Below are 26,845 nucleotides of genomic sequence, written 5' to 3' on the forward strand. Positions count from 1 at the left end.
GGTGAGAGTTCCTGGTTGATTTAAAGCTAATCAATACGGCAGCCACGTCGCCAGGGACGGCGGCAGCCACGTCTTGATATGTTTGATGGCCTCGATGGCCGAATGCGAAAACATGGCGTCCTTCCACCACGGCTCCTGCGGCAGCGGCGTGTAGCCTGCGGCGGCGACCAGCGCCAGCACGATCAACAGGCCACGGGCCAGCCCGAACATCCCGCCCAGGCCGTGGTCGGCGGGACTCAGTCCGGTGCTGCGGATCAGGGCGGCAAGCGTCATGTTGACCAAGCCCACGCCGAGCAGCACGATGATGAACACTGCAGCGTACGAGACTCCCATGCGCAGCAGCGTCGTTTCAATATAGGGCTCCAGCCAGGCATAGACCGTGGGCCCCCACCATATCGCGGCCACGAAGGCCAGCAGATAGGCGACCAGCGACAGCACCTCTTTGAGCAGGCCGCGCACCAGGCCCAGCACACCCGAAACCACCAGGATGGCCAGCACGACGAAGTCGAAGCCGGTCACTATTGGGCGGCGATGAAACCATTGTCATAGCCCAGGGTGCGCAACCGCGCCTGGGCCGCCTGCGCCGCCTCGCGCGAGGGGAACGGCCCCACCCGCAGACGGTACTGCTGTTTGCCATTGATGGTGGCTTGTTCCACGAATGCGTTGGTGACGCCAGCCTGGTGCAGCTTGCTGCGCCGCGACTGGGCGTCCTCGGATGTGGTGTAGGCGGCGATCTGCAACACGAAATTGCCCTTGGCGGCCGGCTTGGGCGCGGGCGCCGACGCGGCGGGCGCCGGACGCCCTTCCAGCAAGGCCAGTGCGCGCGCGCCGTCATCCGAACGGTTATCGGGCTTGGCCGGCGTCGCGGGCTTGGGTTCGGGCTTGGGCGGCGTGGCCGGCTTGGGCTCGGGCTTGGGCGGCGTGACGGCAGCGGTCGCGGGCGGCGTCGCGGGCTGAGCGGCCGGAGGCGTCGTCGTTGCCGGCGGCGGCACGGAGGTGACCGGAGGCGGCGTGGGAATGGCCGAAGGATCCGTCGGCGTGGCGCTGCCCGGCGCGGGCGTCTGCGGCGCGGCGACTTGCGGTTCGGTCACTTGCGGCTGGAACGGCGTATTGCGGTCCGGCACCCTGATGGGAATGTTGTCGTCCACAGGCGTGGGCTGCGAATCGAGCACCATGGGCAGGATGATGACGGCTGCCAGCACCAGCGCGACAGCGCCTGCCAGCCTGCGCCGCGCGCGGCCGCGCAGCTCCGCAGCCTGCACCTCGCTGGGCACAGCCGCCCGTTTGGAGGACTGCGCCTGGTCGGCAGGATCTTTGCGTTTGAAAAAACCCATGGAGGAGAATTCCTTGCGGCGATATGGCGGCGGGCCGCCTGGACGCGACTGACCCGCTGCTGCCTATGCCTTGCGACCCAGAGCCTGCAAAACCGAGGCTACGGTGAGAAACGAGCCGAACACCACGATTCTATCATTCTCCCCTGCCCGTTCGCGCGCTGCCGCAAAGGCCTGGGCGGGATCCGGGTAAGCGGAGATGCCTGGTTTTTCGCCATCCGCCGGCGCAGGCGGCAGCGCGGCGGCGACCTGCTCCACCAGCGCGTCTCCAGAGGTGCCGCGCGGACCCGGCAGGCCGGCGCAGTACCAGTTGTCGATGCGCGTGCCGAGCTTGGCGATGACGCCGGCCAGATCCTTGTCGTTGAGCATGCCGAACACCGCGTGGGTGTAGGGATGGAAGCCCATGTTGTCCAGGTTCTGCGCCAGCACCGCCGCGGCATGCGGATTGTGCGCCACGTCCAGGATCACCGCGGGCTGGCCCGGCAGGATCTGGAAACGGCCAGGCAGGGAAGCCTGCAGCAAGCCCAGGCGCACGGCCTGCTGCGGCACCGGCAGGCGGTCGCGCACCGATTCCAGCGCGGCCAGCGCGGCCGAGGCGTTCAGCAATTGGTTGGCGCCGCGCAGTGCCGGATAGGCCAGTGAATTGCGCCGCTGCTCGCGGCCGCCGTAGGCCCATTGCTGGCGGTCGCCGGAATAGTTGAAGTCGCGCCCGAACAGCCACAGGTCCGCGCCGATTTCCTGGACGTGGTCCAGCAACGATTGCGGCGGCATCGGATCGCTGCAGATGGCCGGCCGGCCGCTGCGGTAGATGTGAGCTTTCTCGAAGCCGATCTTCTCGCGCGTGTCGCCCAGCCAGTCGGTGTGGTCCAGGTCCACGCTGGTGACGATGGAGCAATCGGCATCGACGATATTGACCGCATCCAACCGTCCGCCCAAGCCGACCTCCAGCACCACGGCGTCCAGCTTCGACTGCGAGAACAGCCGCAGGATCGCCAGCGTGGTGAACTCGAAATAGGTCAGCGACACGTCGCCGCGCGCGGCTTCGACCGCCTGGAACTGGGCGATCAGGGCCTCGTCCGTGGCGATCTGGCCGTTGATGCGGGCGCGTTCGTTGAAATTGATCAGGTGCGGGGATGTATACAGCCCGACCTTGTAGCCGGCCGCAAGCAGGATTGCCTCCAGCATGGCACAGGTGGAACCCTTGCCGTTGGTGCCGCCGACCACGAACTTCACGCCAGAAAGCTCCAGCCCCAGGCGCCCCGCCACTTCGCGCACCCGGTCCAGACCCATGTCGATGGCGGTGGCGTGGATCGATTCCAGGTACTGCAGCCAATCGGACAGGGTGGCGGAAACGTCGGGCGTGCGGGCAGAAGACATGACAAAGCCGGTAGTGAGGTCAGCCTTCGATTTTAGCAGTCCGCGCCCGGTGTTTTCCCTAATCCCCCAGGGAGCGGCAAGGTATCCGCAGCGAAAAACTGCTTGCCACTATTTTTCTCATACATAAAAATAATTTCACGTATGAAAACTTAAACGGATCAACCATGACGCAAGGCAAGACCCCCGCCTGGCTGGTGCGCGAGGCCGATGTGCCCGGCTACCACCCCGCCAATCACACCGGCACCCTGAACCGGCGCCTGATCGGCCCGGACACCGTCGGCTCCCGGGGCGTCGAAGTGCTGCTGGGCGTGATCGACAAGGGCAAGGGCGCCCTGCCGCACGCCCACCCCGGCATCGAGCAGGTCTGCTACCTGCTGTCCGGCACGGCGCGCGCCCAGGTGCAGGACGAATGGGCCGACATGGGACCCGGCGACTGCTGCTACTTCCCTCCGGACATTCCGCACGTCTTCACCGTCACCAGCGACGAGCCCGCCCGCCTGTTGGTGATCTACACGCCCCCTTATGAAGAATCCCCAGACCGCGTGATACGCGGCTTTCCGGCGCCATCCCCAGCCGCTTGACGCGGCGCAGCCCCGGGCAGCGGACGCAGAAACCGCGCCTGGACCCGAAGCACACAGGAGACAAACCCATGAGACCACTAAGCCTGCTGGGCGCCGCCCTCATCGGCGGCGCGGCGCTGTTCGCCGGCCCCGTCGCCCACGCCACCGACTACCCAGCCAAACCCATTACCCTGATCGTCCCCTTTCCCGCCGGGTCCGGCACCGACGCCGTGGGCCGCATCTTCGGCGCCGAATTGGGCAACATCCTCGGCCAGCAGGTCGTGGTGGAGAACAAGCCCGGGGCCAACGCCACCATCGCCGCCAACTACGTGGCGCGCGCCAAGCCCGACGGCTACACGCTTTTCGTCACCACCAATACCTCGCATTCGGCCGCGCCCTGGCTGATGAAGAACGTGCCCTACGATCCGGTCAAGGATTTCACCCCCATCGCGCGCGGCGGCAACCTGCCCTTCATCCTGGTAGTGAACCCGAAACGCCCCTGGAAAACCGTGGGCGAACTGGTCGCCGACGCGCGCCAGCGTCCCGGCCGCATCACCTACGCCAGCGGCAACAGCACGGGCATCGTCGCCGGCGCCACGCTGGCGAACCGCGCCAAGATCGACATCCTGCACGTACCTTATAAAGGCACGCCGCAAGGGTTGACCGACGTGGTCGGCGGGCAGGTCGATTTCATGTTCACCGACCTGGCTTCCGGCCTGCCCTTCGTGCAATCGGGCCAGTTGCGCGCCCTGGCGGTATCGACCGCCGAACGCAGCGCCATCGTCCCGGACCTGCCGTCCATGGCCGAATCCGGCGTGCAGGATTTCGACCTGAACTCCTGGAACGGCTACTTCGGCCCGGCGGGCATGCCCCCGGAGATCGTGGCCAAGCTGAATGCCGCGATCAACCAGGTGGTCGCCAAGCCTGATGTGAAAAAGCGCTTGGCCGGCCTGGGATTCGACGCCTTCTCCAGCACGCCCGAGGCCTTTTCCCAGTTCGTCGGCGCCCAGCTGGACCTGTGGGGCAAGCTGATCCGCGACGCGGGAATCGAACAGCAATGAACGAGCGGCCGCAATCCGAAACCCCCGGCGGCCCGCTGGCGGGCGTGCGCATCCTGGACCTGAGCACCGTCGTGATGGGCCCCTATGCCACCCAGGTTCTCGCCGACCTGGGCGCCGACGTCATCAAGGTCGAGCCGCCGGCGGGCGACAACATGCGGGCCGTCGGCCCCATGCGCAACCCCGGCATGGGCCATATCTATCTGCACCTGAACCGCAACAAGCGATCGGTCGTGCTGGACCTGAAGACGCCGGAGGGACTGGAGGCCTGCCTGAAGCTGGCCGAAAGCTGCGACGCCCTGCTCTACAACATCCGCCCGCAGGCGATGGCCCGGCTGGGCCTGTCCTACGAGACGGTCGCGGCGCGCAATCCGCGCATCGTCTACCTGGGCGCCTACGGCTATGGCGAGGCCGGCCCGTACGCCGGGCGTCCCGCCTACGACGACCTGATCCAGGGCCAGACCGGCATCGCCGCCCTCTCTGCCCAGCACAGTGGAGACGTGCCGCGCTACGCGCCGCTGACCCTGGCCGACCGCGCGGTCGGGTTGCACGTCGGCATCGCGCTGGTGTCAGCGGTGCTGCATGCGCGCGGCACGGGGCAAGGCCAGCAGGTGGAAATCCCCATGTTCGAGGGCATGGCCCACCTCGTGCTGGGAGACCATCTCGGCGGCGCCACCTTCGATCCCCCGCTCGGCCCCACTGGTTACGCACGCCTGCTGGCGCCGCATCGCCGCCCCTACGCCACGGCCGATGGCTACATCAGCCTGCTGATCTATAACGACAAGCACTGGCGCAACTTCTTCGACCTGATCGACCGGCCCGAATTGTCGCGGGACCCGCGCTTCAGCACTCACGGCGCACGCGCCGCCCATATCGGCGAGGTCTACGCCTTCGTCGCCGACGTCATCGCCACCCGGGGCAGCCAGGACTGGCTGGAAGGCCTGGCGCAGGCGGACATTCCCGCCTCGCCGCTCTATTCCGTGGACGACCTGCTGCAGGACGAGCATCTGGCCGCGACCGGCTTCATCCGGACCATGGACCACCCCAGCGAGGGCCCGATGCGCACGACCGCGCCGCTGGGCAGATACGAATGCACCCCCACCTCGATACGCCGCCCCGCTCCCAGGCTGGGCCAGCACAGCCGCGAGGTGCTGGCCGAAGCCGGCTATGACCCCGCCCGGATCGACGCCATGGCGGCCCGCGGCATCACCCTGAATGGAAACGACTGATGGACTTTGAATTCACCCCCGACCAGTTGGCGCTGCGGGACGCCGTGTCCCGCATCTGCGAACGCTATCCGGACGAATATTGGCTGGAACGCGACCGCGAAGGCGGCTTTCCGGAACCCCTGCATGCCGATCTGGCGCGCGACGGCTGGCTGGGCATCGCCATGCCGCAGGAATATGGCGGCGCAGGCTTGGGCATGACCGAAGCGGCGTTGATGATGCAGACCATCGCGGCCTCCGGCGCAGGCTTCACCGGCGCCTCGGCGGTCCATATGAATATCTTCGGCCTGAACCCGGTGGTGGTCTTCGGCAGCGACGAGCAGCGCCAGCGCTGGCTCGGGCCCCTGATCGCCGGCCGCGAAAAGGCCTGCTTCGCCGTCACCGAGCCCGACGCCGGGCTAGACACCACCAAGCTCAGCACCCGCGCCGTGCGCCAGGGCGACGAGTACGTGGTGCATGGCCGCAAGATCTGGATCTCGACCGCCCAGGTCGCCCACAAGATGCTGCTGCTGGCCCGCACCACACCGCTGCCAGACGTCGACAAGCCCACCCAGGGCTTGTCGCTGTTCTATACGGATCTGGACCGCAGCAAGATAGAAGTGCGTGAAATCGAGAAGATGGGCCGCAAGGCGGTGGACTCGAACATGCTGTTCATCGATGGCCTGCGCATCCCCGTGGCCGACCGCATCGGCGAGGAAGGCCGCGGCTTCGAATACATCCTGCACGGCTTGAACCCCGAACGCATCCTGATCGCGGCCGAGGCCGTGGGCATCGGTCGCGCCGCATTGGACCGAGCGGTGAAATACGCCGGCGAGCGTACCGTGTTCGGACGCCCCATCGGGCAGAACCAGGGCGTCCAGCACCCCCTGGCGCAAGCCTGGATGCAGCTCGAAGCCGCCGACCTGATGGTATTCAAGGCCGCCAGCCTGTATGACGCCGGCAAGCCCTGCGGCCCCTACGCCAACTCGGCCAAGTACCTGGCGGCCGAGGCCGGCTACAACGCCTGCCAGACCGCGGTCATGACCCTGGGCGGCATGGGCTACGCCAAGGAATACCACGTGGAGCGCCTGCTGCGCGAAAGCTTCATTCCTCGCATCGCGCCGGTCAGCCCGCAGCTGATCATGTGCTTCATCGCGGAAAAAGTGCTGGGGCTGCCCAAGTCCTACTGAGTAGCGGCGCTCGATAAGCGCCCAGGCCTGCCCGTCAGGCCTGCTGCTCCAGCGCGGTGCAGGCCGAGCGCAGGATACGCGCGTAGGCCTCCTGCTGCGGCTCGATCCGGTAGATCGGCCCGCCCACCGAAATTGCATAGTGTTCGCCGGACAGCGTAACGGGCCAGGCGATCGCACCCACGTCCGCAATGGATTCTCCGCTGTTCATGAACCAGCCGCGCTGACGCGACAGCTCCAGATCCGCCAGCAGCGCCTCGCGCGTGACCAGGGTGCGCTCGTTGTGGCGGGTCATGGTCATGTCCGCGAGCATGGCGTCGCGGGTCGGCGCGTCCAGCAGCGACAGCAGCGCCTTTCCCAGCGAATTCGCGTGTACGTCCTTGAATTCACCCGCAACCGGCGCGTATCTGATCGTATGCGGGGAGTCCAGCACATCCAGGTAGACCACCCGCCCGTCCTGGCTCAGCTTGGCGAAAACAATCGTTTCGCGCGTAGCGTCCCTTAATTCCGTGAGGCTGGGATAGACCCGGTCCAGCACCGGGTCGGCGCGGGCGATGCGCTGCGCCATGGCCAGCAACCTGCCGGTCGGGTAGTAGCCCTGGCGCCGGCCGGTTTCATACAGATAGCCTAGCCCCGTCAGGGTACGGATCAGGGCCAGGCAGCTGGACACCGGCACATCCAGCAGCCGGGCCAGTTCCGATAGCGGCAGCGCGCGCTTTTCGCGGGCATAGGTTTCGATGATTTCGATGACTCGCAGCGCCGTCTTGACACTCATTACCCGATCCGAACTATTTAGCACGTGAAACATCTGGACCGCCGGTGGCTAAAGTTCCCTACGGGCCTGCCGTTATCGTAGCTGAGAATTCCCTGAAAACAGCGCGTTCCTCCGAGACGCCCACATCGCCGTTGGAGTGATCATGGCCGTAACCCCCCTAGCCCCCGCATCGTTTGCACCAGCGCCGGTCGCGACCCCGCCGGTTGCTCCAGACCCCGCCGTGAGCGTCGCGCCCGCGGTCGCCGCAACGAACAGCGGGGCTTCGGACAGCGCGACATCGGATCAATCCGATTCGCAGAAGCTCCCCCTGGACAAGGCCCTGGATGAAATCAATGATCAGATGAAGGCCTGGTCCACCCAGCTCCAGTTCGAAATCGACCCCAACGTGCACCAGGTAGTGGTTTCGGTGATCGACGCGGAATCGGGTGACGTCATACGCACGATCCCCAGCGAAACACTGCTGAAAATCGCCAAAATGATCGTGAACATGCAAGGAAATGGCATTAAAACGACGGCTTGATTCGACCCTGATTTCCTGCGCCGTCCGCCGCCATCGAGCGGGCCAACCATGGAAGCGTCGAATTAGGCCCGCCTAATGCCCTTACCCGGCCAATCGCTGACACCGTATTTTTGACAAAATCGCATCGCTAGGAAGGAATTTCACATGGCCTCTATCACCAACCTCGGCTCGGTTTCCGGCTTGCCTCTGGAAGAAACCCTGAAGAAATTGCAGGACGCCGAGGACAAAAAGCTCTCGATCTACGACACGCGCACGGCAAGCTACAAGACCCGCATCGATGCATATTCGAAGCTGCAGAGCGCGTTGGAAGCGGTCCAGAAGGCCGCCGGGGTCCTGGGTAAGGCCGAAACCTTGGCGGCGATCAAGGGCAGCGTCACCGGCGGAACCGCGTTGACGGCCACCGTGGCCGCCGAGGGCGTCGTCGCGGGCCAATACACCATCGCGGTCAACAAGCTGGCCAAGTCCCAGACCCTCCAATCCAGCAGCGTCAGTGACCGCACCGCCAAGAACGGCGATGCGGGTTCCTTCGAAATCGAGCTGAGCAACGGTACCAAACAGACCATAGACCTCAAGGGCGACACCTCGCTCAACGGTATCGTCAAGGCCATCAACGCCGATGACAAGGCAGGCGTGCGCGCCACGGTCATCAACGACGGTAACGGCAACAACTACCTGATGCTGACCGCCAAGGACACCGGCGTCCAGGCTTCCGTCAAGTCCATCACCGTCACGGGCGACCAGTCGCTCAAGGACATCCTGAGCTTCAGCACCGATGCCGGCGGCGTAACCACCGGCATGGCAAACACGAAGGCGCAGGACGCGGAGGTCGTGATCAACGGCATCACCGTGAAGAGCGGCTCGAACAACATCGACAAGGCAATCGACGGCGTGACGCTGAACCTGTCCGAGGAAACCCCGGCGGACAAACCCATCACGCTCAAGCTGGAAGCGGACCCGACCGTGGCGACCAAGGCCGTGAAGGACTTCGTCACCGTCTACAACACGCTGCAGTCCACCATCAAGGACCTGACCGCATTCGACGCCAAGGCGGCGACCAATCAGCCCCTGACGGGCGATGGCACGACCCGCTCGATCCAATGGGCCCTGAGCAATGCACTGCAGGGCGTCCTGGGCGGAAACGTCGTGAAATCCCTGGCGGATCTGGGCATCACGACCGACCCGATGAACCGTCAGCTGAAGCTGGACCAGACCAAGCTCGACAAGGCGCTCAAGGAAAACTCTGCCGACGTCACCAAACTGTTGACGGGCGAAAACGGCCTGGCCAAGCAGATGGAAGCCGCCTTCAAGGACGTGCTCGGCGCCAATGGCTCGCTGAAAACCCGTCAAGACGGACTGACCAAGACCATCGACGACCTCGCGGCCCAGAAAGCCCGCGCCAAAGCCAGCAGCGATGCCGAAATGGACCAGCTGCGCACGCGCTTTGTTCAGCTGGATAAGTTCGTCTCGCAGCTGGGCGTCACCGGCAACTACCTGACTCAGCAATTTGCGGCGATGAACAAATCGTCCAAGTAAACCTAGAAGATGCATTAAATGACTTATGCCGCCCGCCGCCCCCTAGGGTCCCAATCTGTCCGCTCCTACGCCGATATCGGCCTGGAAACCCAGATTCTGGGCGCAAGCCCCGAGCGGCTGATCACCCTGCTCTACATGGGCGCGCGCGCGGCCATCGGACAGGCGCGCCTACACCTGCAGGAAGGGCGGATCGCCGAACGCGGCGCGGCAATCTCGAAAGCGATCAAGATCGTTGACGAAGGCCTGAAGATGGGCCTGAACATGGAGGCGGGCGGCGATATCGCTACCAATCTTTCGCTGCTTTACGACTACATCGTCCGCACTCTTTTGATGGCCAATCTCAAGGCTGACGTCGAACAGTTGGACATAGCCGACCGTCTGCTGGCGGATCTGGCCGAAGCTTGGCAGACCTCCATAGATCGGCCAGCCGGCGGGATGCAGCCCTGATGGCCCGGAATACAAATTTAGCCAGCCATCGACCGCCCGAGATTTCCATGACGTCCCTGACCCAGTACACCCACCCCATCCTGGAGCACTACCAGGAGATCGCCCATATCACGAACGACATGCTGTCTGCTGCGCAAGCGGGTGACTGGGATGCCGCGATGGTTCTTGGGCAGCAATACTGCGAACAAGTCGAGCGCCTGCGGCTGACCGACAGCAGCATGCCTCTGGACGAAGCCGGGCGCGCCATGAAGTACGACCTGCTGGTCCGGATACTGGAAAACGACGCGCTCACCCGCGACCTGGCGCTGCCGCAACTGGCCCGCCTGGGCGACCTGCTGGGACGCATGAAGCGCCAGCAAACCCTGCTGTCCGCCTACGGCTACCAGGCGCCTGAAGAATGAGCGTAGGTCCTGCCGCACTCGGCAACGTCCTGGTGCAGCGGCTGGACGCCGTGCTGGGCACGACGATGTCCGCCGCCAGCGCCAACCAGGTCTCCGGCGCCCGCCCCGACGCAGTCAGCCAGCCTGGCAGCCTGGAAAAACCCGGCGCTTCGGACGGATCGACACGCGATCCGCGGCAAGGCATACAGCCCGGCGGCGCCCGCGGCGACCGCCCCAATACTGTGGTCGACCCCAAAATCGCCGCGGCGCTGGCGCTGGCCGCGCGTGGCCTGGTCACCAGCAGCGACACCACCGCCTCGGCCCCAACCACGCTGGGCACGACGGCGCGCACGATTCTTGCCTTGCTCGCCCAATTTCCGGAGGCCGCGCCAGCGGTACAGGGCCGCGCGCCCTTGTGGACCACCGATGCGCAGCCGGGCCAATCCGCCGCCAGCGCCAACCCCACGCCCGCACCGCAAGCAGGCCAACAAACAGCGCAAACCGCTACGCAAACCCTCCAGCCGATGCCTGGCCAGGCATCGGCACAGGCTCCCTCCCAGCAAGCCTCCGCGCTCGCCGCCTCGGCCGCGGCAACCCTTGACGGCGACACGCCGGCGACCGGCGCCAAACAGGATCGGCCCGCACCCGGCGTAAATCCCGGCGCAGCCAAAGGACCCGACGCCGCAGCGCATACCGCCCTGGCGGCTGGCGGACCTTCCGCGCGCGCGCTGGGACAGGCTCTGCGCCAGGCGCTGCAAGGCAGCGGCCTGTTTTACGAATCCCATCTGACCGACATGGTCTTCGGTCGCGCCAACCCTGAGCAATTGCGCAACGAACCGCAGGCCGTGCTCGGCAAGAATCCGCCAGCGCAAGATGCCGCGCCCTCGCGGCCGCGGGCGGGCAACACCCCCAGCGGCCGCGCAGGCGCCGACCCCGCGCCGGGTGGCGCAGCCTCCTCTACCTCATCGGCCCCCGGCACGCCCATCACCGGCATACACCAGGACCTGACCGTACTCGTCCGCCAGCAACTGGACGTGCTGGCCAACCAGGCGCTGACCTGGCAAGGCGAAGCCTGGCCCGGCGCGCCCATGGAATGGGAAGTCGAGCGCGACCCCTACGGCGGCGACCCCGAGTCGACAGTTTCCACCTGGGCCACGCGCCTGAAGCTGGACCTGCCCCGCCTGGGCCTGGTCGATGCCCGACTGAACCTGGCCGGCGATCAGATCGTCCTGCAACTCGTCGCGCCGCACAGCGCGGCCGAGATCAATGACTCCTCGGACGCGCTGCGTTCGCGCCTGCTGGCAGCCGGCCTGACCTTGAGCAATCTGTCGGTAAGCGTGGTCGAACCGCGCCTCGACATTCCCGCCGATATCTGATGAGCCGCCTCACCCCCCATCCGGAATCGGACCCGAACGCCGGCCGCAACGCGGCGGTCGCCATTTCCTACGAAGAAAAGGACGGCGCTCCGCGCGTAGTCGCCAAGGGCTACGGCCAGCTCGCGGACACCATCGTCCGCGCCGCGCAGGAAAACGGCCTCTACGTCCACGAGTCGCGCGAACTGGTCGGCCTGCTGATGCAGGTGGACCTGGACGCACATATTCCTCCCCAACTCTATGTAGCGGTGGCAGAATTGCTGGCCTGGCTCTACCGCCTGGAATCGCGCGAGTTCCCCGAACCCGCCCCACCCGCCTGACCCTATTACCTGAGGAAGACCAAAGTGTTGGATGCCAGCGACCCGGAGTTCCTGCTGACCCGGCCTGACGAGATGCGTTCGGCCCTGTTCGAACTCACCCACCCCGACAGCCACATCCTGGTACGCGACGCCGCGGACCGGGAGATGGCCGTGCTGATCCTCGGCGTGGACAAGCAGGCCGGCGAATTCTTCTGGAGGCCGCGCGATTACGCCGGCGCGGACTTCGAGCAGTCCGACTCCATGGGCTTGCTGAGCGGCACCACCTTCCACTTCCATGCCACCGCCTATGGCGGCGTGCAGATCCGCTTTCGCGTGCAGCGGCCCCAGATCATTCATTTCGACGACGGCAGCGCCGCGCTGGTATCGCCGTTCCCGGAACGCCTGGCCCGCATCCAGCGCCGCAAGATGTTCCGCGCGTCCCTGATCGCGGCCGCCAACGTATGCCGCGCCAGTTGGCAAGCCACGCCCAACGACAAGCCCTACGCGTTCACGATACGCGACATCTCGGTCGACGGCGTAGGCCTGCGCGCAGGACTCGCGGTCTCCGCCCTGCCGGAACGCGGCACCGTGCTGGAAAATGTGCAACTGGATTTTGGCGACCAGGGCAAGCTCAACGCCAGCCTGGAAGTGCGCAATGTATACCCGGTTTCCGGGCAGCCCATGGTCTCATCCGCCGATCCGGACGAACCGGCGGCAAGGCATGTTTCGCTGACTGGCGAACCGCCCGTCAGCCACCTGGGAGCCGTCTTCCTGAATCTGGATGCGCGCCAGGAAAACTGGCTGCAGCAGGTAGTCTGGCGCCTGGAAAGAGGCGCCCAGCGCAATTGATACCTGGTTTGGCGGGGCCATGCGCCGCAAGCGCCCCGCCCCTGATGCCTGCTGCGCTTGCGGCGTACGCGCAAGCGCTGTTCCCGCGACGGGACTCAGACCGCCATCGAGGAAATTTCCTTGTAGGCGGCAACCAGCTTGTTGCGCACCTGCACCGCCGTCTGGAAGCCGATGCTGGCCTTCTGCATGTCGATCATGACGTCGTTGAGGGAAATATCGGGCGCTCCCAGCTCGAACGCCTTGGCCTGGGCCGTGGCGGCATTCTGGGCGGAAGTGACGCGACGGATGGAGCGTTGCAGCTCCGCGGCGAAGCCGTCCGGCTGACCGACCATTTCACCCGCGCTGAGATTACCGGTCTCCGCCTTGCTCACTACCGCGCGCATCTGCTGAAGCATGCTTTCGATGCCGGACAAGCCTGATACAGCCATTACCTGATTCCTTGCTGGTTGGGATTACACCAATTGTGCGCACAGCGTAACGCCAACTCCGTCGGTTCATAGCCGACAAGAACCGCCAAAAAACCCGACATTTCCACGAATGCGGCCGCTTGCCGTCAGGGCGGCCGCGGCTTTGTCCGCCTTGTCGGGGACATAGGAGATAAGTAACGCCAAAAACCGGCCGTTTTCAACGATTGGGATGGACGTCTCAGGGGCAATAATCCACGCTCTCCCCAGACCAGAAGCACGTTGCATGTGTAATCTGCCCTACCCAGACATGAAGTCCCAATTCCAGCTCCGCGTGGCCAGCGGGGGCCGCCAATGAACCAGCAGGCCACCCTGAGTTCGTCGCTGCTGACGAAGTTCCCCGTGCTGGAGAAGGTGCGCGCGCTGCCCAAGCCTGTCCTGCTGGGCGCGGCGGCGGCTCTCGTCGCGGTCATCGTCGCCGTGGCGATGTGGAGCAGCGAGCCCAAGTACAAGGTGCTCTTCTCGAACCTGGACGACCGCGATGGCGGCGCCATCGTGGCGGCGCTCGGCACGATGAACGTGCCCTACCGCTACAACGAAACCGGCACCGCCGTGCTGGTTCCGGCCGACCGCGTGTACGACGCCCGTCTGCAACTGGCGTCCCAGGGGCTGCCGCGCGGCGGCTCCGTCGGTTTCGAACTGATGGACAACGCCCGCTTCGGCGCCAGCCAGTTCACGGAACAGATCAACTACCAGCGCGGCCTGGAAGGCGAGCTGGCGCGTTCGATCGAAGCCATGCACACCGTGCAGCACGCCCGCGTGCATCTGGCCATGCCGCGCCAGTCGCTGTTCGTGCGCGAACGCCAGGCGCCCACCGCCTCGGTGCTGCTGAACATGCATCCGGGGCGCAGCCTGAGCGACGCCCAGGTCTCCGCGATTTCCTGGCTGGTGGCCTCGAGCGTTCCCGAACTCACCGCCGAAAACGTATCCATCGTGGACCAGAACGGCCGCCTGCTGTCGGCGCCGATGGGCGAAGGCCGCGGCATGGACGCCGACCAGATGCGTTTCGTGCGCGAAATGGAACAGCGCACGGTCGAACGCATCCTCACCATCCTCAATCCGCTGGTCGGCCCGGGCAATGTGCACGCCCAGGCCAGCGCCGACGTCGACTTCGCCCGCCGCGAAGAAACCTCCGAGGTCTACCGTCCGAACCAGGAGCCCGGCCAGGCCGCCGTGCGCAGCCAGCAAACCAGCGACTCGACCCAGCGCGGCATCAATCCCGCGCAAGGCGTGCCTGGCGCGCTGTCGAACCAGGCGCCGGCCAATCCGCAGGCTCCCATCGCCAACCCGCCGCAACCCCAGCCGCCCCGCCCCGGCCAGCCGCAGCAACCGGCCAATGCCCAGCAGCAGACCGGCACGCAGGCGGTCACCGGCAACCTCAATGAACGCCGCGACGCCACCACCAACTACGAAGTAGACCGCACGATCAGCCACATCAAGCAGCCGGTGGGCAACCTCAAGCGCCTGTCGGTCGCCGTGGTCGTCAACTACATGCGCGACAAGGACGGCGAACTGCAGCCCCTGCCGCCTGAAGAACTGAACAAGCTGACCAACCTCGTGCGCGAAGCCATGGGCTACTCCGAGACCCGCGGCGATTCGCTCAACCTGGTCAACAGCCAATTCAACGACGGCCCGCCGCCGGTGCCGATGTGGCGCGATCCGGAAATGATCTCGCTGTTCAAGACGATCCTGGCCTGGCTGATCGGTGGCGTGCTGGCGCTGTGGCTGTATCGCCTGCTGCGCCGCACGGTGGGCGACTACCTCTACCCGCCGGTCGATCCGGAACAGGCTGAAGCCGAACGCATCGAAGCCGCACGCGAGGCCCAGGACGCGGCCCGCGCCAAGGAAGTGGACCGCTACCAAGACAACCTGGAACGCGCCCGCACGATGGCCACCAAGGATCCGCGCGCCGTCGCGATGGTTCTGCGCACCTGGATGAACAAAGATGAAAAATGATTCCACCCCGCTGGACGGCATGACGCGCAGCGCCGTGCTGATGATGTCGCTGGGCGAAGATGCGGCAGCCGAGGTCTTCAAGTACCTCGGCGCCCGTGAAGTCCAGCAGGTCGGCGCCGCCATGGCCAGCCTGAAACAGGTCACGCGCAGCGACGTTGCGGTGGTGCTGGAAGAGTTCCGCCAGGAGGCCGACCAGTTCATGGCTGTAACGCTGGGTTCGGACGACTACATCCGCACCGTGCTGACCAAGGCCCTGGGCAGCGACCGCGCGGCCGGCCTGATCGAGGACATCCTCGAAGCCGGCGAAGGCGGCAGCGGCATCGATGCGCTGAACTGGCTCGATCCGAACACCGTCGCAGAACTGATCGGCGACGAACACCCGCAGATCATCGCGACCATCCTGGTGCATCTGGAGCGCGACCGCGCCGCCGGCGTGCTGGCGCTCCTGACGGACCGTCTGCGCAACGACGTGATGCTGCGCATCGCCACTTTCGGCGGCGTGCAGCCAGCAGCGCTGTCCGAGCTCACGGAAGTCCTGAATTCGGTCCTGGCCGGCCAGGGCGCAAAGCGCAGCAAGATGGGCGGCGTGCGCACCGCGGCCGAGATCCTCAACATGATGAACTCGACCCAGGAAGAAACCGTGGTCGCCAGCCTGCGCGAGCGCGACAACGACCTGGCGCAGAAGATCATCGACGAGATGTTCGTCTTCGACAACCTGCTCGACGTCGAGGATCGCGCCATCCAGCTCATCCTCAAGGAAATCGACAACGACACGCTTATGGTTGCGCTCAAGGGCGCCCCGGAAGAGCTGCGCGCCAAGTTCCTGCGCAACATGTCCAGCCGCGCCGCCGAAATGCTGCGCGAAGACCTGGACGCGCAAGGTCCGATCCGCATGTCCAAGGTCGAGACCGAGCAGAAGAAGATCCTGCAGATCGCGCGCCGCCTGGCCGAGAGCGGCCAGATCGTCCTGGGCAACCAGGGAGACGACACCTATGTCTGAGGTCGACAGCGGCGCCACGGCGCTCATCTCGCGCAGCGCCGCCTGGCGGCGTTGGCAGATGCTGTCGTTCGACGAGCCCGCGGTCGTCGAAGCCGAGCCGGAACCCGAACCCGACCCCGGGCCGGATCCCGAAGTGGTGATGGCCCAGCTGCGCGCCCAGGCGCTTGCCGAAGGCCGCGAGGAAGGCCACGCGCTGGGCCACGCCGCCGGCCTCGAAGTCGGCCAACAGGCTGGCTATGAGGCCGGGCTCGCCGCCGGCCGCGAACAAGGCTACGCAGAAGGCCTCGTCCAGGCCCGCGAACAGGGCGCCGCGGAAGCGCAGCGCCTGCATGCGCTGGTAGAGGCTTGCGCCGCGTCCCTAGGCTCGCTCGAAGAAAAAATGGGCCAAGGCCTGCTGACCCTGGCTCTCGACATCGCCCAGCAGGTCGTGCGCACCACGCTCGCCGACCAGCCGGAAACCGTTGTCAACGCGGTGCGCGAAGTGCTGCACATCAATCCCACCGCCGGCGGCCAGATGCGCCTGTGGGCCAACCCCGACGACATCGAACTGATCCGCCTGCATCTGGCGGACGAGCTCAAGGAAGGCCACTGGCGCGTTCTGGCCGATGAGTCCATCTCGCGCGGCGGCTGCCGCGCCGAAACGCCCTTCGGCGACATCGACGCCACCTTGCAGACGCGCTGGCGCCGGGTCGCGGCCTCGCTGGGCCGCAACGTCTCCTGGGAGGAGCCGGTGTGAGCGCCAATCCGGCTCCCGCCCTGCCCGGCCAGCCGGCCGCGCCCGCTACCGCGGTGCCGGTCATCGACCGCTGGCAGACTCAGCTACAGATCGGCTCGATCCGCGCGGCCTCGACCGACCCGTGGCTCGTCAGCGGCAGGATCACGCGCGCCACCGGCCTGGTGCTGCACGCCACCGGCCTGCGTCTGCCCGTCGGGGCGGCCGCCCGCATCGAAATCGCCCGCGGCCACGACCACTGGGCGGATGCAGAAGTCGTAGGCTTCGACGGCCACACCCTCTATCTGATGCCGCAGGCGGATATTTCCGGCTTGCCGCCCGGCGCGCGCGTCGTGCCCGGCGAGCCTCCCGTGCAACGCCAGATCCCGCTGCCGCGCAAGGCCGAACTGAACGGCAACGCCAAGCCGCAGCTGGGCCGCCACCTGCCGGTCGGCAACGCCCTGCTGGGCCGGGTGCTGGACGGCGCCGGCCGGCCGCTGGACGGACTGGGTCCGCTCAATGGCGCCGAACTCGCCCCCCTGTCCGCCCAGCCGATCAACCCGCTGTCGCGCGCACCCATCGATACGGTGCTCGACACCGGCGTGCGCGCCATCAACGGCCTGCTCACCGTGGGCCGGGGGCAGCGCATGGGCCTGTTCGCCGGTTCCGGCGTCGGCAAGAGCGTGTTGCTCGGCATGATGGCCCGCTACACCAAGGCCGACGTGATCGTCGTCGGGCTGATCGGCGAACGCGGCCGCGAAGTCAAGGAATTCATCGAGCACAACCTCGGCCCCGAAGGCCTGGCGCGCTCGGTCGTGGTGGCTGCGCCGGCCGACGTGTCGGCGCTGTTGCGCCTGCAAGGCGCCGCCTACGCCACGCGCCTGGCCGAACACTTCCGCGATCAGGGCCTGGACGTGCTCCTGATCATGGATTCGCTGACCCGCTACGCCATGGCGCAGCGCGAAATCGCGCTGGCCATCGGCGAGCCGCCTGCCACCAAGGGCTATCCGCCCTCCGTCTTCGCCAAGCTGCCGACGCTGGTCGAACGCGCGGGCATGGGCGCGCCCGGACCGTCCGGCAAAGCCGGCTCGATCACTGCGTTCTACACCGTGCTGGCCGAAGGCGACGACCAACAGGATCCGATCGCGGATTCGGCCCGCGCCATCCTGGACGGCCACGTCGTGCTGTCGCGCCACCTGGCCGAAGCCGGCCACTACCCGGCCATCGACATCGAAGCGTCGATCTCGCGCGCCATGACCTCGCTGATCACGCCCGAGCAGTTCGCCGTGGTGCGACGCTTCAAGCAAAGCCTGTCGCGCTACCAGCGCAACCGCGATCTGATCGCGGTGGGCGCCTACGCCGCCGGCAATGACCCGCAGCTGGACGACGCCATCGCCCGCTATCCGCGCCTGGAAGCCTTCCTGCAGCAAGACATAGGCGAAAACGTCGGCTATGAAGCCGCCGTCAACCAACTGCAGGCCAGTTTCGAATTGAGGAACGCTTATGCCTAGCCAATTGCCTTTGGACATGCTGATCAACCTGGCCAAAGAGAGCACGGACGAAGCCGCCCGCCTGCTCGGCAGGCTCAGCGCCGAACGCACCAACGCCGAACGCCAGCTATCCATGCTGCACGACTACCGCCAGGACTACCTGGAACGGCTGCAACAGGCGATGACCAGCGGAATGTCGGCCAGCGACTGCCATAACTACCAGCGCTTCATCAGCACGCTGGACGACGCCATCAGCCAGCAACAAGGCGTGTTGCGCCAGGCGGACGACAACCTCGCCAAGGGCCGGCTTTACTGGCAACAGGAAAAACGCAAGCTCAACTCCTACGACGCCCTGGCGCAGCGCGAACTGCGCGCCCAGGCCGTCGTGGAATCCCGCCGCGAACAGCGCGCCAACGATGAATACTCCGCCCGCCTGGTCCAACGCCAGACCGGCATGCATTAAGCAATACCTCACAGGAAGCCCCAGATGAACGCTCCCCTGCCCCTGCCCTCCATCGCGCCCGCCGCGCCCTCGTCGATCGCCGACGCGCTCGGCGCCAAGAGCGCGCCTGTAAACAAGAAGGGCCCCAGCTTCTCCGACGTGCTGGCCCAGCAGCGCCCCGCGCAACAACGCCCCAGCCAGGCCGCCGATTCGCGGCCCGCGAACAACGGCGCCAAGACGTCCGCTGATGGCAAGACTTCCAGCGACCCGGCCGCCCGCGCCGAAGGCGCCGCCGCCGGCGCCATCGACGAGGCGGTGCAAACCGCCGCGCAGGCCGAGGCAGGCGCGCTGGCCGTCGCGGCCGCGCAACCCGCGGTCATTCTCCCGCAGCAAGCCCTGGAAATCGCGGCCCAGGCCGCAGAACAAGTGCAGCTCGCACGCGGCAACGCCGCCGCTGCCGCCGCAGCGATGAGCAGCGGCGCCGCCGTTCTGACCGCCGCGCTGAATGCCGCCGACGCCGCGCCCGCAACGCAGGCGCAGGCCGCTGCCATCGCCGCCTCTGGCGCTGTCGGCCTGACCGCTCCGCAAGCAGAGGCTGCCGCCGCGCTTGCCGCCCGCGAGGCCGAAATCGCCGTGCCGGTCGTCACCGCGGCAGCCAAGCCCGGCACTGACGCGGCGGCAGTCGCGCAAGCGCCGATCCGCACCCCGGCCGCTGCCGCGCCCGTCAAGGCCGAAACGCCGCGACTCGCCGCGGAAGTCGCGCTGCCCCGTCCCGCGCGCGATGCGCGCCCGGCTGCGGACCACGCCGCCATGCCTGAACAGACCGACGAAACGCCGGCCCTGGCCAGCGCCCAACAGCAATTCCAGGCGCCGCAACATGGCGCCTCGGCCCAGGACCACCTGGCCCAGGCGCTTGCCGCAGCCGCGCAGCGTCCTGCCGCCGCTCCGGTTGCAAATCCGGCAGCTGTCGCCGCACCCGTCGTACCGGTGGTGCTTCAAGTCGCCACTCCCGTGGGCGGCACCCATTGGGGCACAGAGCTCGGCCAACAAGTCGTCATGATGAGCCACAGCGCACGCCAGGGCATGCAAACTGCCGAACTGCGCCTCGATCCGCCCGATCTGGGTCCGCTGCGCGTCAGCCTGAACCTGACGGACGGCGTAGCCAGCGCTTCGTTCGTGTCGGCCCACGCCTCGGTCCGCCAGGCGATCGAAACCGCGATCCCGCAACTGCAGCAGGCGCTGGCCCAGGCTGGCATCTCGCTGGGTCAGACCAGCGTGGGTGAACAAGCCGCCCAACAGGAGTTCGCGCAGCAAGGCGGCAACGGCTCGCAGCGCCATGCCGGCGGCAGCCAGACTGGCGCCGAAGCCGTAGCTGAAGCACCCGCTGCAGTGACGGCCCCGCGCAACGCCAACGCGCTGGTGGACACCTTCGCCTGACAAAGCAACGCATCGCCTCTGGCCACGGCTGCGGGCGGTGCAGCAATAGCTTGAGATACGCGGCTTTCGCCCTGTTTTTCGCCTCCAAGCGGAAGCGGCATTTGGGGCAGAATGCTTTCATCCACTAAGAACCCGTTTTCATCAGCGGCAAAACACGCATCGACACCGAGATGGCGACTTCCAAACCTTCACCCATGCCTGCGCGCGGCGCGCCTTCTTCCCGCTCCGGCGGCATGGGCCGTATTCTTCGCCCCTTGCTGGCAATCCTGGTCCTGCTCATCGTTGCCGCGGCCAGCGCCGGCGCCACCTGGTTCATCACCCAACGGATGCAGCCGCAGAACAGCGCAACCGTGCAGCTCGGCGTCGGTCAAGTGCCCGCCGGACAGCCTGGCCAACCCGGCCAGCCGGGTCAGCCGGAACAAGGCCCGCAAGCCACCCCGACCACCTTTGTCGCGCCGCCGGCCAACCCGGTCGCCGTGCCCGCTCCGATCTTCGTGCCGATCGAACCCTTTACCGTCACGCTGCAAAATCCGGATACGGAACGCATCATGCATGTGGGCCTGACGCTGCGCGTCAGCGACGAGCAGACCCGTACGCGCCTCGAAAAGTACATGCCTGAAGTGCGCAGCCGCATCCTGATGGTGCTGTCGTCGCAATCGCCCACCGGCGTGCAGACTCAGCAAGGCAAGACCGACATGGCCAACGCGATCAAGCAGGCCGTGAATCGCCCCTTCTCGCCCCTGCCGGACGGCCAGTATGTCACCGACGTACTGTACACGGCGTTCGTGGTGCAATAAGCATGGCCTACGAGGCATTTCTTTCGCAGGACGAGGTTGATGCGCTGTTGGCGGGCGTCACCGGCGAAAGCGACAGCAAAACTACCGCCGCGGACCCGAACGCCGGCGCCCGCGCTTACGACCTGAGTTCGCCGGACCGCGTCGTGCGGCGCCGCATGCAGACGCTGGAGCTCATCAACGAGCGTTTCGCCCGGCAGATGCGCCATGTGCTGCTGAACTTCATGCGCCGCAGCGCCGACATTACCGTAGGTTCGATCAAGATCCAGAAGTACGCGGATTTCGAACGCAACCTGCCCGTGCCGAGCAATCTGAACATGATTCAGATGAAGCCCCTGCGCGGCACGGCCCTCTTCACCTATGATCCGAACCTGGTGTTCCTGGTCATCGACAGCCTGTTCGGCGGCGATGGCCGCTACCACACGCGCGTCGAGGGCCGGGACTTCACCACGACCGAACAGCGCATCATCCGGCGCCTGCTCAACCTGACCCTGGAAAGCTACGGCAAGTCCTGGGATCCCGTCTACCCGATCGAATTCGAGTACGTGCGCTCGGAGATGCACACCAAGTTCGCCAGCATCACCGGCAACAATGAAGTGGTGGTCGTCACCTCGTTCCACATCGAATTCGGCGCGACCGGCGGCGACCTGAACATCTGCCTGCCCTATTCCATGATCGAACCGGTGCGCGATCTGCTGACGCGCCCGCTGCAGGAAACCACACTCGAAGAAGTGGACCAGCGCTGGGCGCAGCAGCTCTCGCGCCAGGTGCGCAGCGCCGATATCGACGTGGTTGCGGAATTTGCCCGCATTCCCTCGTCGATCCGCGAACTGATGAGCCTGAAAGTCGGCGACGTCCTTCCCGTGACCGTACCCGAAACCATAGTCGCCAGCGTCGACGGCGTGCCGTTGATGGAATGCGGCTACGGCGTCTTCAATGGCCAGTACGCCTTGCGCGTACAGAACATGTTTACCCACGATACAGAATCCAACGAGGCCTCTGACCATGACTGACAAGAACGAGCCCGGTACCGGCTCGTCCCCGGCCGACGACTGGGCCGACGCGCTCGCCGAACAATCCCGCGCCAATCCGCCCACCCAGGCCGACGGCCTGAAGCCCCAGGACGACTGGGCCGCAGCCATGGCCGAGCAGACCAGTGCGGCGGCGCCCGCTGCCGCGCCGGCTCCCGCAGCGGCGGCGCCTGCCGCTCCTGCCGCAGCCGCCCAACCTGCCGCGCAATCCGTATTCAAACCCCTGGCCGGCGCCACCGGCGGCGCGGGCGCGGATATCGACCTGATCATGGACGTACCCGTCCAGTTGACGGTCGAGCTGGGCCGCACCCGTCTGACCATCAAGAACCTGCTCCAGCTGGGCCAGGGTTCCGTGGTCGAGCTGGACGGCCTGGCAGGCGAGCCGATGGACATCTTCGTCAACGGCTACCTGATCGCCCAGGGCGAAGTCGTGGTCGTGGAAGACAAGTACGGTATCCGCCTGACCGACATCATCACGCCGTCCGAGCGGATCAACCGCTTGAACAACCGCCGCTGATCCTGGCGTCATGGACGATTCCGCCCTCCTGCGCGTCTTTGCCGGCCTGATCCTGGTCGTGGCCGCCATCCTGGCCTCGGCCTGGCTGGCGCGCCGCGCCGGGCTGACACAGCGCGGCGGCGGCAGCCTGTTGCGGCAGGTCGCAAGCCTGCCCGTCGGTCCGCGCCAGAGCATCGTGGTGGTGGAAGTCGAGAACACCTGGCTGGTGGTGGGCGTCGGCCCGAACCAGCTCAATACCCTGCATACCCTGCCCGCCGGCCAACTGCCGGAGGCTTCGACCTTGCCCGCGGCCGCCTTCGCGGCCAAGCTGGGCCAGGCGCTCAAGCGCCGCTAGCGCTGCCGCGCCCTCCAAGCGACACCCATGAGTTTGCTCACCAGCACGACACCCGTCCGCGCCCGGCCCGGCGCGCTACACCTGCTCGGCGCCGCCGCCCTGCTAGGCCTGGCCCTGTTTCCCGCGGGTGTCGTCGCACAGGCCACCTTGCCCGCGCTGACCGCAACGCCGGGTCCGAACGGTTCCGAAACCTATTCGCTCAGCATGCAGACCCTGCTGCTGATGACCTCGCTGTCGTTCCTGCCCGCCGCGCTGCTCATGATGACGGGCTTCACCCGCATCATCATCGTGCTGGGCCTGCTGCGCAGCGCCATGGGAACGGCCATGTCGCCGCCCAACCACGTGCTGATCGGCCTGGCGCTGTTCCTGACCTTCTATACGATGTCGCCGGTATTCGACAAGATATACACCGACGCCTACAAGCCGCTGTCCGAAGGCTCGATCCAGTTCGAGGCAGCCGTCGAGCGCGCCGCCGCGCCGCTGCGCACCTTCATGCTGCACCAGACGCGCGAGAACGATCTGTCGCTGTTCGCCAACCTGGCCAAGCAGCCCGCCCTGGAAGACCCTACCCAGGTGCCTCTGCGCATCCTGGTGCCGGCGTTCATCACCAGCGAACTCAAGACCGCCTTCCAGATCGGCTTCACCATCTTCATTCCCTTCCTCATCATCGACCTGGTCGTCGCCAGCGTGCTGATGGCGCTGGGCATGATGATGGTTCCTCCGGTGACGGTGGCCCTGCCCTTCAAGCTGATGCTTTTCGTGCTGGCCGACGGCTGGAACCTGCTCATGGGCTCCCTGGCCCAGAGCTTCTATCAATAACGCCTGGAGGAGAATCGCCATGACCGCCGAAACCGTCATGACCATGACCTACCAGGCAATGAAGATCGTGCTTGCGATGGCTGGGCCCTTGCTGCTCGTGACACTGGTGGTGGGCCTGGTCATCAGCATCTTCCAGGCCGCCACGCAGATCAACGAAATGACGTTGTCGTTCATTCCGAAGCTGTTGGCCATGTGCGGCGTGCTGGTGCTGCTCGGTCCCTGGCTTATCGGCGTCATGGTCGACTACATACGGCAGCTGATCGGCCAGATCCCCATGCTGGTGTCCTGAGCGGCGCCTGCCGCCGGACACCGGACCTTTCCCCATGATCGCCTTCACGCTCGAGCAGCTCAACGGCTGGATCGGCCAGTTTCTCTGGCCGTTCGTGCGCATTCTGGCGCTCGTGGGCACCGCCCCGCTGTTCTCGGAATCGCTGATTCCCATCAAGGTCAAGGTCGGGCTGTCCTTCGTCCTGGCCGTTGCGATCAGTCCGGCGCTCGATCCCGTGCCGCCCATTGCGCCCGGTTCGTTTGCCGGATTGTGGATGGTGATGCAGCAGGTGCTGATCGGCATCGCGCTGGGATTCACCATGCGCCTGGTGTTCGCCGCCGTGCAGACCGCCGGTGAATTCGTCGGCCTGCAGATGGGCCTGTCGTTCGCGTCGTTCTTCGACCCGAGCTCCGGCGCCAATACCGCGGTGCTGTCGCGCCTGTTCAACATCATTGCGATGCTGACATTCCTGGCATTGGACGGCCATCTGCTGGTCCTGGCGGCGCTGGTCCGCTCCTTCGACACCTTGCCCGTCGCCATGATCCAGTTGCATCAGAACGGCTTTGGCGTGGTGGTGGAATGGGGCAAGACCATATTCGTATCGGGTCTGCTGCTGGCCCTGCCCCTGATCTGCGCGCTGCTGACCATCAACCTGGCCATGGGCATCCTGAACCGTGCGGCGCAGCAGCTATCCGTGTTCTCGATCGGATTTCCCGTGACGCTCATCATCGGCGTCACCATTCTGGCGGTCGTCCTGCCGCACGCCGGGCCCTTCCTGGAATCGCTGTTCGAATCCGGCCTCACCGCGATGAGCCGCGTCGCCGACGCCCTGGCGGGCAAGTAGGACTGGACTCATGGGGACCGCCGGGGCGGTGTGTGACACCGCCCCGCGCCCGATCACTGCTGCCCGGTAAGACGGAACACCCGGATCGTCTCGCGCAGCGCGCCGGATTGGTTGCCCAGTTGGACCACCGCGCCGCCCAGGTCCTGGACCAGCGCGGTGTTCTGCACCGTCATCACGTCCATCTGCGACACCGCCGTATCCACCTGCTCGATGCCGCTGGACTGTTCCTGCGAGGCCTGCGAAATCTCGCCAATGATGTCGGTGACACGATGCACGGCGGCCACGATGTCCTGCATCGTCGCGCCCGCCTGCTCGGCCTGCAGGGAGCCTTCGGTCACGCGTTCCACCGAGTCTTCGATCAGGCCCTTGATCTCCTTGGCTGCCTGGGCGCTCTTCTGCGCCAGGCTGCGCACCTCGCCCGCCACCACCGCGAAGCCCTTGCCCGACTCTCCGGCGCGAGCCGCTTCCACGGCAGCGTTCAACGCCAGGATGTTGGTCTGGAATGCAATGCCTTCGATGATGCTGACGATGTCGGCAATTTTGCGGGAACTGTCCGAAATGCCGTGCATGGTGCTCACCACCTGCCCGACCGCCACACCGCCCTTGCGCGCCACTTCCATGCTGCTGGCGGCCAGCTGATTGGCCTGTCGCGCATTGTCCGCGTTCTGCCGCACCGTGGAGGTCAGCTGTTCCATGCTGGCCGCGGTCTGCTGCAAGGACGCCGCCTGGCCTTCGGTACGGCCCGCGAGTTCCTGGTTGCCGCGCGCGATATGCGCCGCGGCATGGGTCGTACCCTCGATGCCGCGATACACATCCTGCGCGATCCCGATCAGGCTCTTGCGCATTACATCGAGCGAAAATTTCAAGCTTCCGACTTCATCATCGGAATCCGCCACGATCTGCGTGGTCAGATTGCCTGCGGCGACCTGACGCGCCATATTGGCGGCATCCACCATCGGATCCAGCAGCGAGCGCGACAGGCGCCAGCCCATGCCAAAGATGGCGATAACGCCCAGCGCGATGGCCGCGCAGCCGACGCTCGCGCCCAAGCTGCCCAGTTCCGCCCAGTTGGCCCGCAGGCCGTAAATACCGGCGCCGGCCATGATTGCAGATGACAGCAGCGCGTGGCGCAGCATGCGGCTGCGGACATTGCGCCGGAACGGAAATGCCAGCACGTCCACGCCGCGGCGCCAGCCTGCCCGCACGGGACGCCCGCGCAGGATGCGCACGCCCTTGGCCGTGCCCTCGCGAATGCGGGCATACAAATCCTCAGCCATTTCGATCTGTTCTTCGGAGGGGCGCACCCGCACCGAGGAATACGCCACGACCTCGCCGTTTTCGACGATGGGCGTCGCGTTGGCCAGCACCCAGTAGTAACCGCCGTCCTTGCGCCGGTTCTTCACCAGCCCCAGCCAGGACTCTCCGGCCTGCAGCGTTTCCCACAGATCTTCGTAGGCTTCGGGCGGCATGTCGGGATGACGCACGATATTGTGCGGCTTGCCGATGAGCTCTTCTCGGGAAAAACCGCTGACTTCGACAAAGGCCGGGTTCGCATAGACGATCCGGCCCTTGGTATCAGTACGCGAGATCAGGTATTGATCCTCGCGCAGCTTGGTTTCTACATTGTGGACAGGTAGGTTGACGCGCACAGCTTGTCTCCGGATACATCATGTCGAGCAGCGAATGAATATCGGCGAGCAAACCGGATCTGACGCCCCGCATAGACGTGTTCCCCCGCCAGGTTCGTCAGGCTCCGGGACGACATGGCCCCCGCGTTTTCGAACACTGTTCACCGCCCTTTTCAGGCGTTATTGTTGTTAACGACCAAATTTTCGAAAACTTA

General features: G+C 66.1%; 30 protein-coding genes. 24 read left to right on the top strand and 6 right to left on the bottom strand.

The features are described 5' to 3' along the window. Positions 1-30: 30 nt before the first annotated feature. From N5C88_RS24615 to folC, 3 genes are all read right to left on the bottom strand, one after another. Positions 31-519, bottom strand: a complete 489-nt coding sequence (locus N5C88_RS24615; protein ID WP_054456710.1) for a CvpA family protein — start codon at positions 517-519, stop codon at positions 31-33. Continuing rightward, positions 519-1,334, bottom strand: coding sequence for an SPOR domain-containing protein (locus tag N5C88_RS24620; RefSeq protein ID WP_059380359.1), 816 nt, complete (start codon positions 1,332-1,334; stop codon positions 519-521). The genes N5C88_RS24615 and N5C88_RS24620 overlap by 1 nt, the downstream gene beginning before the upstream one ends. 63 nt (positions 1,335-1,397) lie before the next feature. Then, complete coding sequence (folC, locus tag N5C88_RS24625) at positions 1,398-2,708, bottom strand: bifunctional tetrahydrofolate synthase/dihydrofolate synthase (RefSeq protein ID WP_280016420.1); 1,311 nt, start codon at positions 2,706-2,708, stop codon at positions 1,398-1,400. A 164-nt stretch (positions 2,709-2,872) separates the two neighbouring features. On the opposite strand from folC, the gene N5C88_RS24630 reads away from it, so the two are divergent. The 4 genes from N5C88_RS24630 to N5C88_RS24645 all read left to right on the top strand — a co-directional run bounded on the left by N5C88_RS24630 (position 2,873) and on the right by N5C88_RS24645 (position 6,721). Then, positions 2,873-3,289 (top strand): cupin domain-containing protein, encoded by a 417-nt coding sequence (locus N5C88_RS24630; protein WP_118933660.1) that lies wholly within the window; start codon positions 2,873-2,875, stop codon positions 3,287-3,289. A gap of 68 nt (positions 3,290-3,357) precedes the next feature. Then, the gene (locus N5C88_RS24635) at positions 3,358-4,329 is read left to right on the top strand and encodes a tripartite tricarboxylate transporter substrate binding protein (RefSeq protein WP_280016421.1); all 972 of its coding nucleotides are present in this window, start codon (positions 3,358-3,360) and stop codon (positions 4,327-4,329) included. After that, the gene (locus N5C88_RS24640) at positions 4,326-5,555 is read left to right on the top strand and encodes a CoA transferase (RefSeq protein WP_280016422.1); all 1,230 of its coding nucleotides are present in this window, start codon (positions 4,326-4,328) and stop codon (positions 5,553-5,555) included. The genes N5C88_RS24635 and N5C88_RS24640 overlap by 4 nt, the downstream gene beginning before the upstream one ends. Continuing rightward, the gene (locus N5C88_RS24645; RefSeq protein ID WP_280016423.1) at positions 5,555-6,721 is read left to right on the top strand and encodes an acyl-CoA/acyl-ACP dehydrogenase; all 1,167 of its coding nucleotides are present in this window, start codon (positions 5,555-5,557) and stop codon (positions 6,719-6,721) included. The genes N5C88_RS24640 and N5C88_RS24645 overlap by 1 nt, the downstream gene beginning before the upstream one ends. A gap of 34 nt (positions 6,722-6,755) precedes the next feature. On the opposite strand, the gene N5C88_RS24650 is transcribed toward N5C88_RS24645, so the two are convergent. Beyond that, on the bottom strand, positions 6,756-7,493 hold the full coding sequence (locus tag N5C88_RS24650) for an IclR family transcriptional regulator (RefSeq protein ID WP_118933657.1): 738 nt from the start codon (positions 7,491-7,493) through the stop codon (positions 6,756-6,758). A 142-nt stretch (positions 7,494-7,635) separates the two neighbouring features. On the opposite strand from N5C88_RS24650, the gene N5C88_RS24655 reads away from it, so the two are divergent. The 7 genes from N5C88_RS24655 (at position 7,636) to N5C88_RS24685 (ending at position 12,894) form a co-directional block, all read left to right on the top strand. Then, entirely contained in the window at positions 7,636-8,013 is a 378-nt protein-coding gene (locus N5C88_RS24655) for a flagellar protein FlaG (protein WP_280016424.1), read from the top strand. Between the two features lie 144 nt (positions 8,014-8,157). Continuing rightward, positions 8,158-9,546, top strand: a complete 1,389-nt coding sequence (fliD, locus tag N5C88_RS24660) for a flagellar filament capping protein FliD (RefSeq protein ID WP_118933655.1) — start codon at positions 8,158-8,160, stop codon at positions 9,544-9,546. 18 nt (positions 9,547-9,564) lie between these two features. Further along, complete coding sequence (gene fliS / locus N5C88_RS24665; protein ID WP_280016425.1) at positions 9,565-9,993, top strand: flagellar export chaperone FliS; 429 nt, start codon at positions 9,565-9,567, stop codon at positions 9,991-9,993. Positions 9,994-10,040: 47 nt separating this feature from the next. Continuing rightward, positions 10,041-10,394 carry a flagellar protein FliT gene (locus tag N5C88_RS24670; protein ID WP_118933653.1) on the top strand — a complete coding sequence of 118 codons (354 nt, stop codon included), beginning with the start codon at positions 10,041-10,043 and terminating at the stop codon, positions 10,392-10,394. Further along, entirely contained in the window at positions 10,391-11,749 is a 1,359-nt protein-coding gene (locus N5C88_RS24675) for a flagellar hook-length control protein FliK (protein ID WP_280016426.1), read from the top strand. The genes N5C88_RS24670 and N5C88_RS24675 overlap by 4 nt, the downstream gene beginning before the upstream one ends. Continuing rightward, a complete protein-coding gene (locus N5C88_RS24680; protein ID WP_118933651.1) occupies positions 11,749-12,066 on the top strand; it encodes an EscU/YscU/HrcU family type III secretion system export apparatus switch protein in 318 nt (105 codons plus the stop codon). The genes N5C88_RS24675 and N5C88_RS24680 overlap by 1 nt, the downstream gene beginning before the upstream one ends. A gap of 24 nt (positions 12,067-12,090) precedes the next feature. After that, entirely contained in the window at positions 12,091-12,894 is an 804-nt protein-coding gene (locus N5C88_RS24685; protein ID WP_118933650.1) for a flagellar brake protein, read from the top strand. 95 nt (positions 12,895-12,989) lie between these two features. Here the strand turns inward: N5C88_RS24685 and fliE are convergent, their stop codons facing one another. After that, complete coding sequence (gene fliE / locus N5C88_RS24690; RefSeq protein WP_054456696.1) at positions 12,990-13,322, bottom strand: flagellar hook-basal body complex protein FliE; 333 nt, start codon at positions 13,320-13,322, stop codon at positions 12,990-12,992. Between the two features lie 330 nt (positions 13,323-13,652). Between fliE and fliF the strand changes: the two genes are divergently transcribed. The 13 genes from fliF (at position 13,653) to fliR (ending at position 25,002) form a co-directional block, all read left to right on the top strand. After that, positions 13,653-15,314 carry a flagellar basal-body MS-ring/collar protein FliF gene (gene fliF / locus N5C88_RS24695; RefSeq protein WP_251880490.1) on the top strand — a complete coding sequence of 554 codons (1,662 nt, stop codon included), beginning with the start codon at positions 13,653-13,655 and terminating at the stop codon, positions 15,312-15,314. Continuing rightward, a complete protein-coding gene (fliG, locus tag N5C88_RS24700; RefSeq protein ID WP_054456694.1) occupies positions 15,304-16,314 on the top strand; it encodes a flagellar motor switch protein FliG in 1,011 nt (336 codons plus the stop codon). Before fliF ends, fliG begins: the two co-directional genes overlap by 11 nt. Beyond that, positions 16,307-17,050, top strand: a complete 744-nt coding sequence (gene fliH / locus N5C88_RS24705) for a flagellar assembly protein FliH (RefSeq protein ID WP_118933648.1) — start codon at positions 16,307-16,309, stop codon at positions 17,048-17,050. Before fliG ends, fliH begins: the two co-directional genes overlap by 8 nt. Next, complete coding sequence (gene fliI, locus N5C88_RS24710) at positions 17,047-18,537, top strand: flagellar protein export ATPase FliI (RefSeq protein ID WP_251880492.1); 1,491 nt, start codon at positions 17,047-17,049, stop codon at positions 18,535-18,537. The genes fliH and fliI overlap by 4 nt, the downstream gene beginning before the upstream one ends. Next, a complete protein-coding gene (gene fliJ / locus N5C88_RS24715) occupies positions 18,530-18,979 on the top strand; it encodes a flagellar export protein FliJ (RefSeq protein ID WP_054456691.1) in 450 nt (149 codons plus the stop codon). The genes fliI and fliJ overlap by 8 nt, the downstream gene beginning before the upstream one ends. Positions 18,980-19,003: 24 nt before the next feature. Then, positions 19,004-20,395 (top strand): flagellar hook-length control protein FliK, encoded by a 1,392-nt coding sequence (locus N5C88_RS24720; protein WP_280016427.1) that lies wholly within the window; start codon positions 19,004-19,006, stop codon positions 20,393-20,395. Positions 20,396-20,565: 170 nt separating this feature from the next. Next, entirely contained in the window at positions 20,566-21,192 is a 627-nt protein-coding gene (gene fliL, locus N5C88_RS24725; protein ID WP_059380377.1) for a flagellar basal body-associated protein FliL, read from the top strand. Positions 21,193-21,194: 2 nt separating this feature from the next. Further along, positions 21,195-22,202, top strand: a complete 1,008-nt coding sequence (gene fliM / locus N5C88_RS24730; protein ID WP_118935218.1) for a flagellar motor switch protein FliM — start codon at positions 21,195-21,197, stop codon at positions 22,200-22,202. Then, the gene (gene fliN / locus N5C88_RS24735) at positions 22,195-22,737 is read left to right on the top strand and encodes a flagellar motor switch protein FliN (protein WP_059380379.1); all 543 of its coding nucleotides are present in this window, start codon (positions 22,195-22,197) and stop codon (positions 22,735-22,737) included. Before fliM ends, fliN begins: the two co-directional genes overlap by 8 nt. A 10-nt stretch (positions 22,738-22,747) precedes the next feature. Beyond that, positions 22,748-23,071, top strand: a complete 324-nt coding sequence (gene fliO / locus N5C88_RS24740) for a flagellar biosynthetic protein FliO (RefSeq protein ID WP_280016428.1) — start codon at positions 22,748-22,750, stop codon at positions 23,069-23,071. A gap of 81 nt (positions 23,072-23,152) precedes the next feature. Beyond that, on the top strand, positions 23,153-23,890 hold the full coding sequence (fliP, locus tag N5C88_RS24745; protein ID WP_306637523.1) for a flagellar type III secretion system pore protein FliP: 738 nt from the start codon (positions 23,153-23,155) through the stop codon (positions 23,888-23,890). Between the two features lie 19 nt (positions 23,891-23,909). Further along, positions 23,910-24,179: a flagellar biosynthesis protein FliQ gene (fliQ, locus tag N5C88_RS24750; RefSeq protein ID WP_008163193.1), complete on the top strand. Its 270-nt coding sequence runs from the start codon at positions 23,910-23,912 to the stop codon at positions 24,177-24,179. 34 nt (positions 24,180-24,213) lie between these two features. Continuing rightward, a complete protein-coding gene (gene fliR / locus N5C88_RS24755; RefSeq protein WP_059380382.1) occupies positions 24,214-25,002 on the top strand; it encodes a flagellar biosynthetic protein FliR in 789 nt (262 codons plus the stop codon). 53 nt (positions 25,003-25,055) lie between these two features. Here the strand turns inward: fliR and N5C88_RS24760 are convergent, their stop codons facing one another. Beyond that, complete coding sequence (locus N5C88_RS24760) at positions 25,056-26,651, bottom strand: PAS domain-containing methyl-accepting chemotaxis protein (protein ID WP_251880498.1); 1,596 nt, start codon at positions 26,649-26,651, stop codon at positions 25,056-25,058. Positions 26,652-26,845 lie beyond the last annotated feature (194 nt).

It is taken from the genome of Achromobacter sp. GD03932 (assembly GCF_029839485.1).
Taxonomy (GTDB): domain Bacteria; phylum Pseudomonadota; class Gammaproteobacteria; order Burkholderiales; family Burkholderiaceae_B; genus Achromobacter; species Achromobacter bronchisepticus_A.

Bases quoted from the DNA above. Each gene is read 5' to 3' on its own strand.
- N5C88_RS24620 (WP_059380359.1), bottom strand. From the start codon at position 1,334: ATGGGTTTTTTCAAACGCAAAGATCCTGCCGACCAGGCGCAGTCCTCC.
- folC (WP_280016420.1), bottom strand. From the start codon at position 2,708: ATGTCTTCTGCCCGCACGCCCGACGTTTCCGCCACCCTGTCCGATTGG.
- N5C88_RS24630 (WP_118933660.1), top strand. From the start codon at position 2,873: ATGACGCAAGGCAAGACCCCCGCCTGGCTGGTGCGCGAGGCCGATGTG.
- N5C88_RS24635 (WP_280016421.1), top strand. From the start codon at position 3,358: ATGAGACCACTAAGCCTGCTGGGCGCCGCCCTCATCGGCGGCGCGGCG.
- N5C88_RS24640 (WP_280016422.1), top strand. From the start codon at position 4,326: ATGAACGAGCGGCCGCAATCCGAAACCCCCGGCGGCCCGCTGGCGGGC.
- N5C88_RS24645 (WP_280016423.1), top strand. From the start codon at position 5,555: ATGGACTTTGAATTCACCCCCGACCAGTTGGCGCTGCGGGACGCCGTG.
- N5C88_RS24650 (WP_118933657.1), bottom strand. From the start codon at position 7,493: ATGAGTGTCAAGACGGCGCTGCGAGTCATCGAAATCATCGAAACCTAT.
- N5C88_RS24655 (WP_280016424.1), top strand. From the start codon at position 7,636: ATGGCCGTAACCCCCCTAGCCCCCGCATCGTTTGCACCAGCGCCGGTC.
- fliD (WP_118933655.1), top strand. From the start codon at position 8,158: ATGGCCTCTATCACCAACCTCGGCTCGGTTTCCGGCTTGCCTCTGGAA.
- fliS (WP_280016425.1), top strand. From the start codon at position 9,565: ATGACTTATGCCGCCCGCCGCCCCCTAGGGTCCCAATCTGTCCGCTCC.
- N5C88_RS24670 (WP_118933653.1), top strand. From the start codon at position 10,041: ATGACGTCCCTGACCCAGTACACCCACCCCATCCTGGAGCACTACCAG.
- N5C88_RS24675 (WP_280016426.1), top strand. From the start codon at position 10,391: ATGAGCGTAGGTCCTGCCGCACTCGGCAACGTCCTGGTGCAGCGGCTG.
- N5C88_RS24680 (WP_118933651.1), top strand. From the start codon at position 11,749: ATGAGCCGCCTCACCCCCCATCCGGAATCGGACCCGAACGCCGGCCGC.
- fliE (WP_054456696.1), bottom strand. From the start codon at position 13,322: ATGGCTGTATCAGGCTTGTCCGGCATCGAAAGCATGCTTCAGCAGATG.
- fliF (WP_251880490.1), top strand. From the start codon at position 13,653: ATGAACCAGCAGGCCACCCTGAGTTCGTCGCTGCTGACGAAGTTCCCC.
- fliG (WP_054456694.1), top strand. From the start codon at position 15,304: ATGAAAAATGATTCCACCCCGCTGGACGGCATGACGCGCAGCGCCGTG.
- fliH (WP_118933648.1), top strand. From the start codon at position 16,307: ATGTCTGAGGTCGACAGCGGCGCCACGGCGCTCATCTCGCGCAGCGCC.
- fliJ (WP_054456691.1), top strand. From the start codon at position 18,530: ATGCCTAGCCAATTGCCTTTGGACATGCTGATCAACCTGGCCAAAGAG.
- N5C88_RS24720 (WP_280016427.1), top strand. From the start codon at position 19,004: ATGAACGCTCCCCTGCCCCTGCCCTCCATCGCGCCCGCCGCGCCCTCG.
- fliL (WP_059380377.1), top strand. From the start codon at position 20,566: ATGGCGACTTCCAAACCTTCACCCATGCCTGCGCGCGGCGCGCCTTCT.
- fliM (WP_118935218.1), top strand. From the start codon at position 21,195: ATGGCCTACGAGGCATTTCTTTCGCAGGACGAGGTTGATGCGCTGTTG.
- fliN (WP_059380379.1), top strand. From the start codon at position 22,195: ATGACTGACAAGAACGAGCCCGGTACCGGCTCGTCCCCGGCCGACGAC.
- fliO (WP_280016428.1), top strand. From the start codon at position 22,748: ATGGACGATTCCGCCCTCCTGCGCGTCTTTGCCGGCCTGATCCTGGTC.
- fliQ (WP_008163193.1), top strand. From the start codon at position 23,910: ATGACCGCCGAAACCGTCATGACCATGACCTACCAGGCAATGAAGATC.
- fliR (WP_059380382.1), top strand. From the start codon at position 24,214: ATGATCGCCTTCACGCTCGAGCAGCTCAACGGCTGGATCGGCCAGTTT.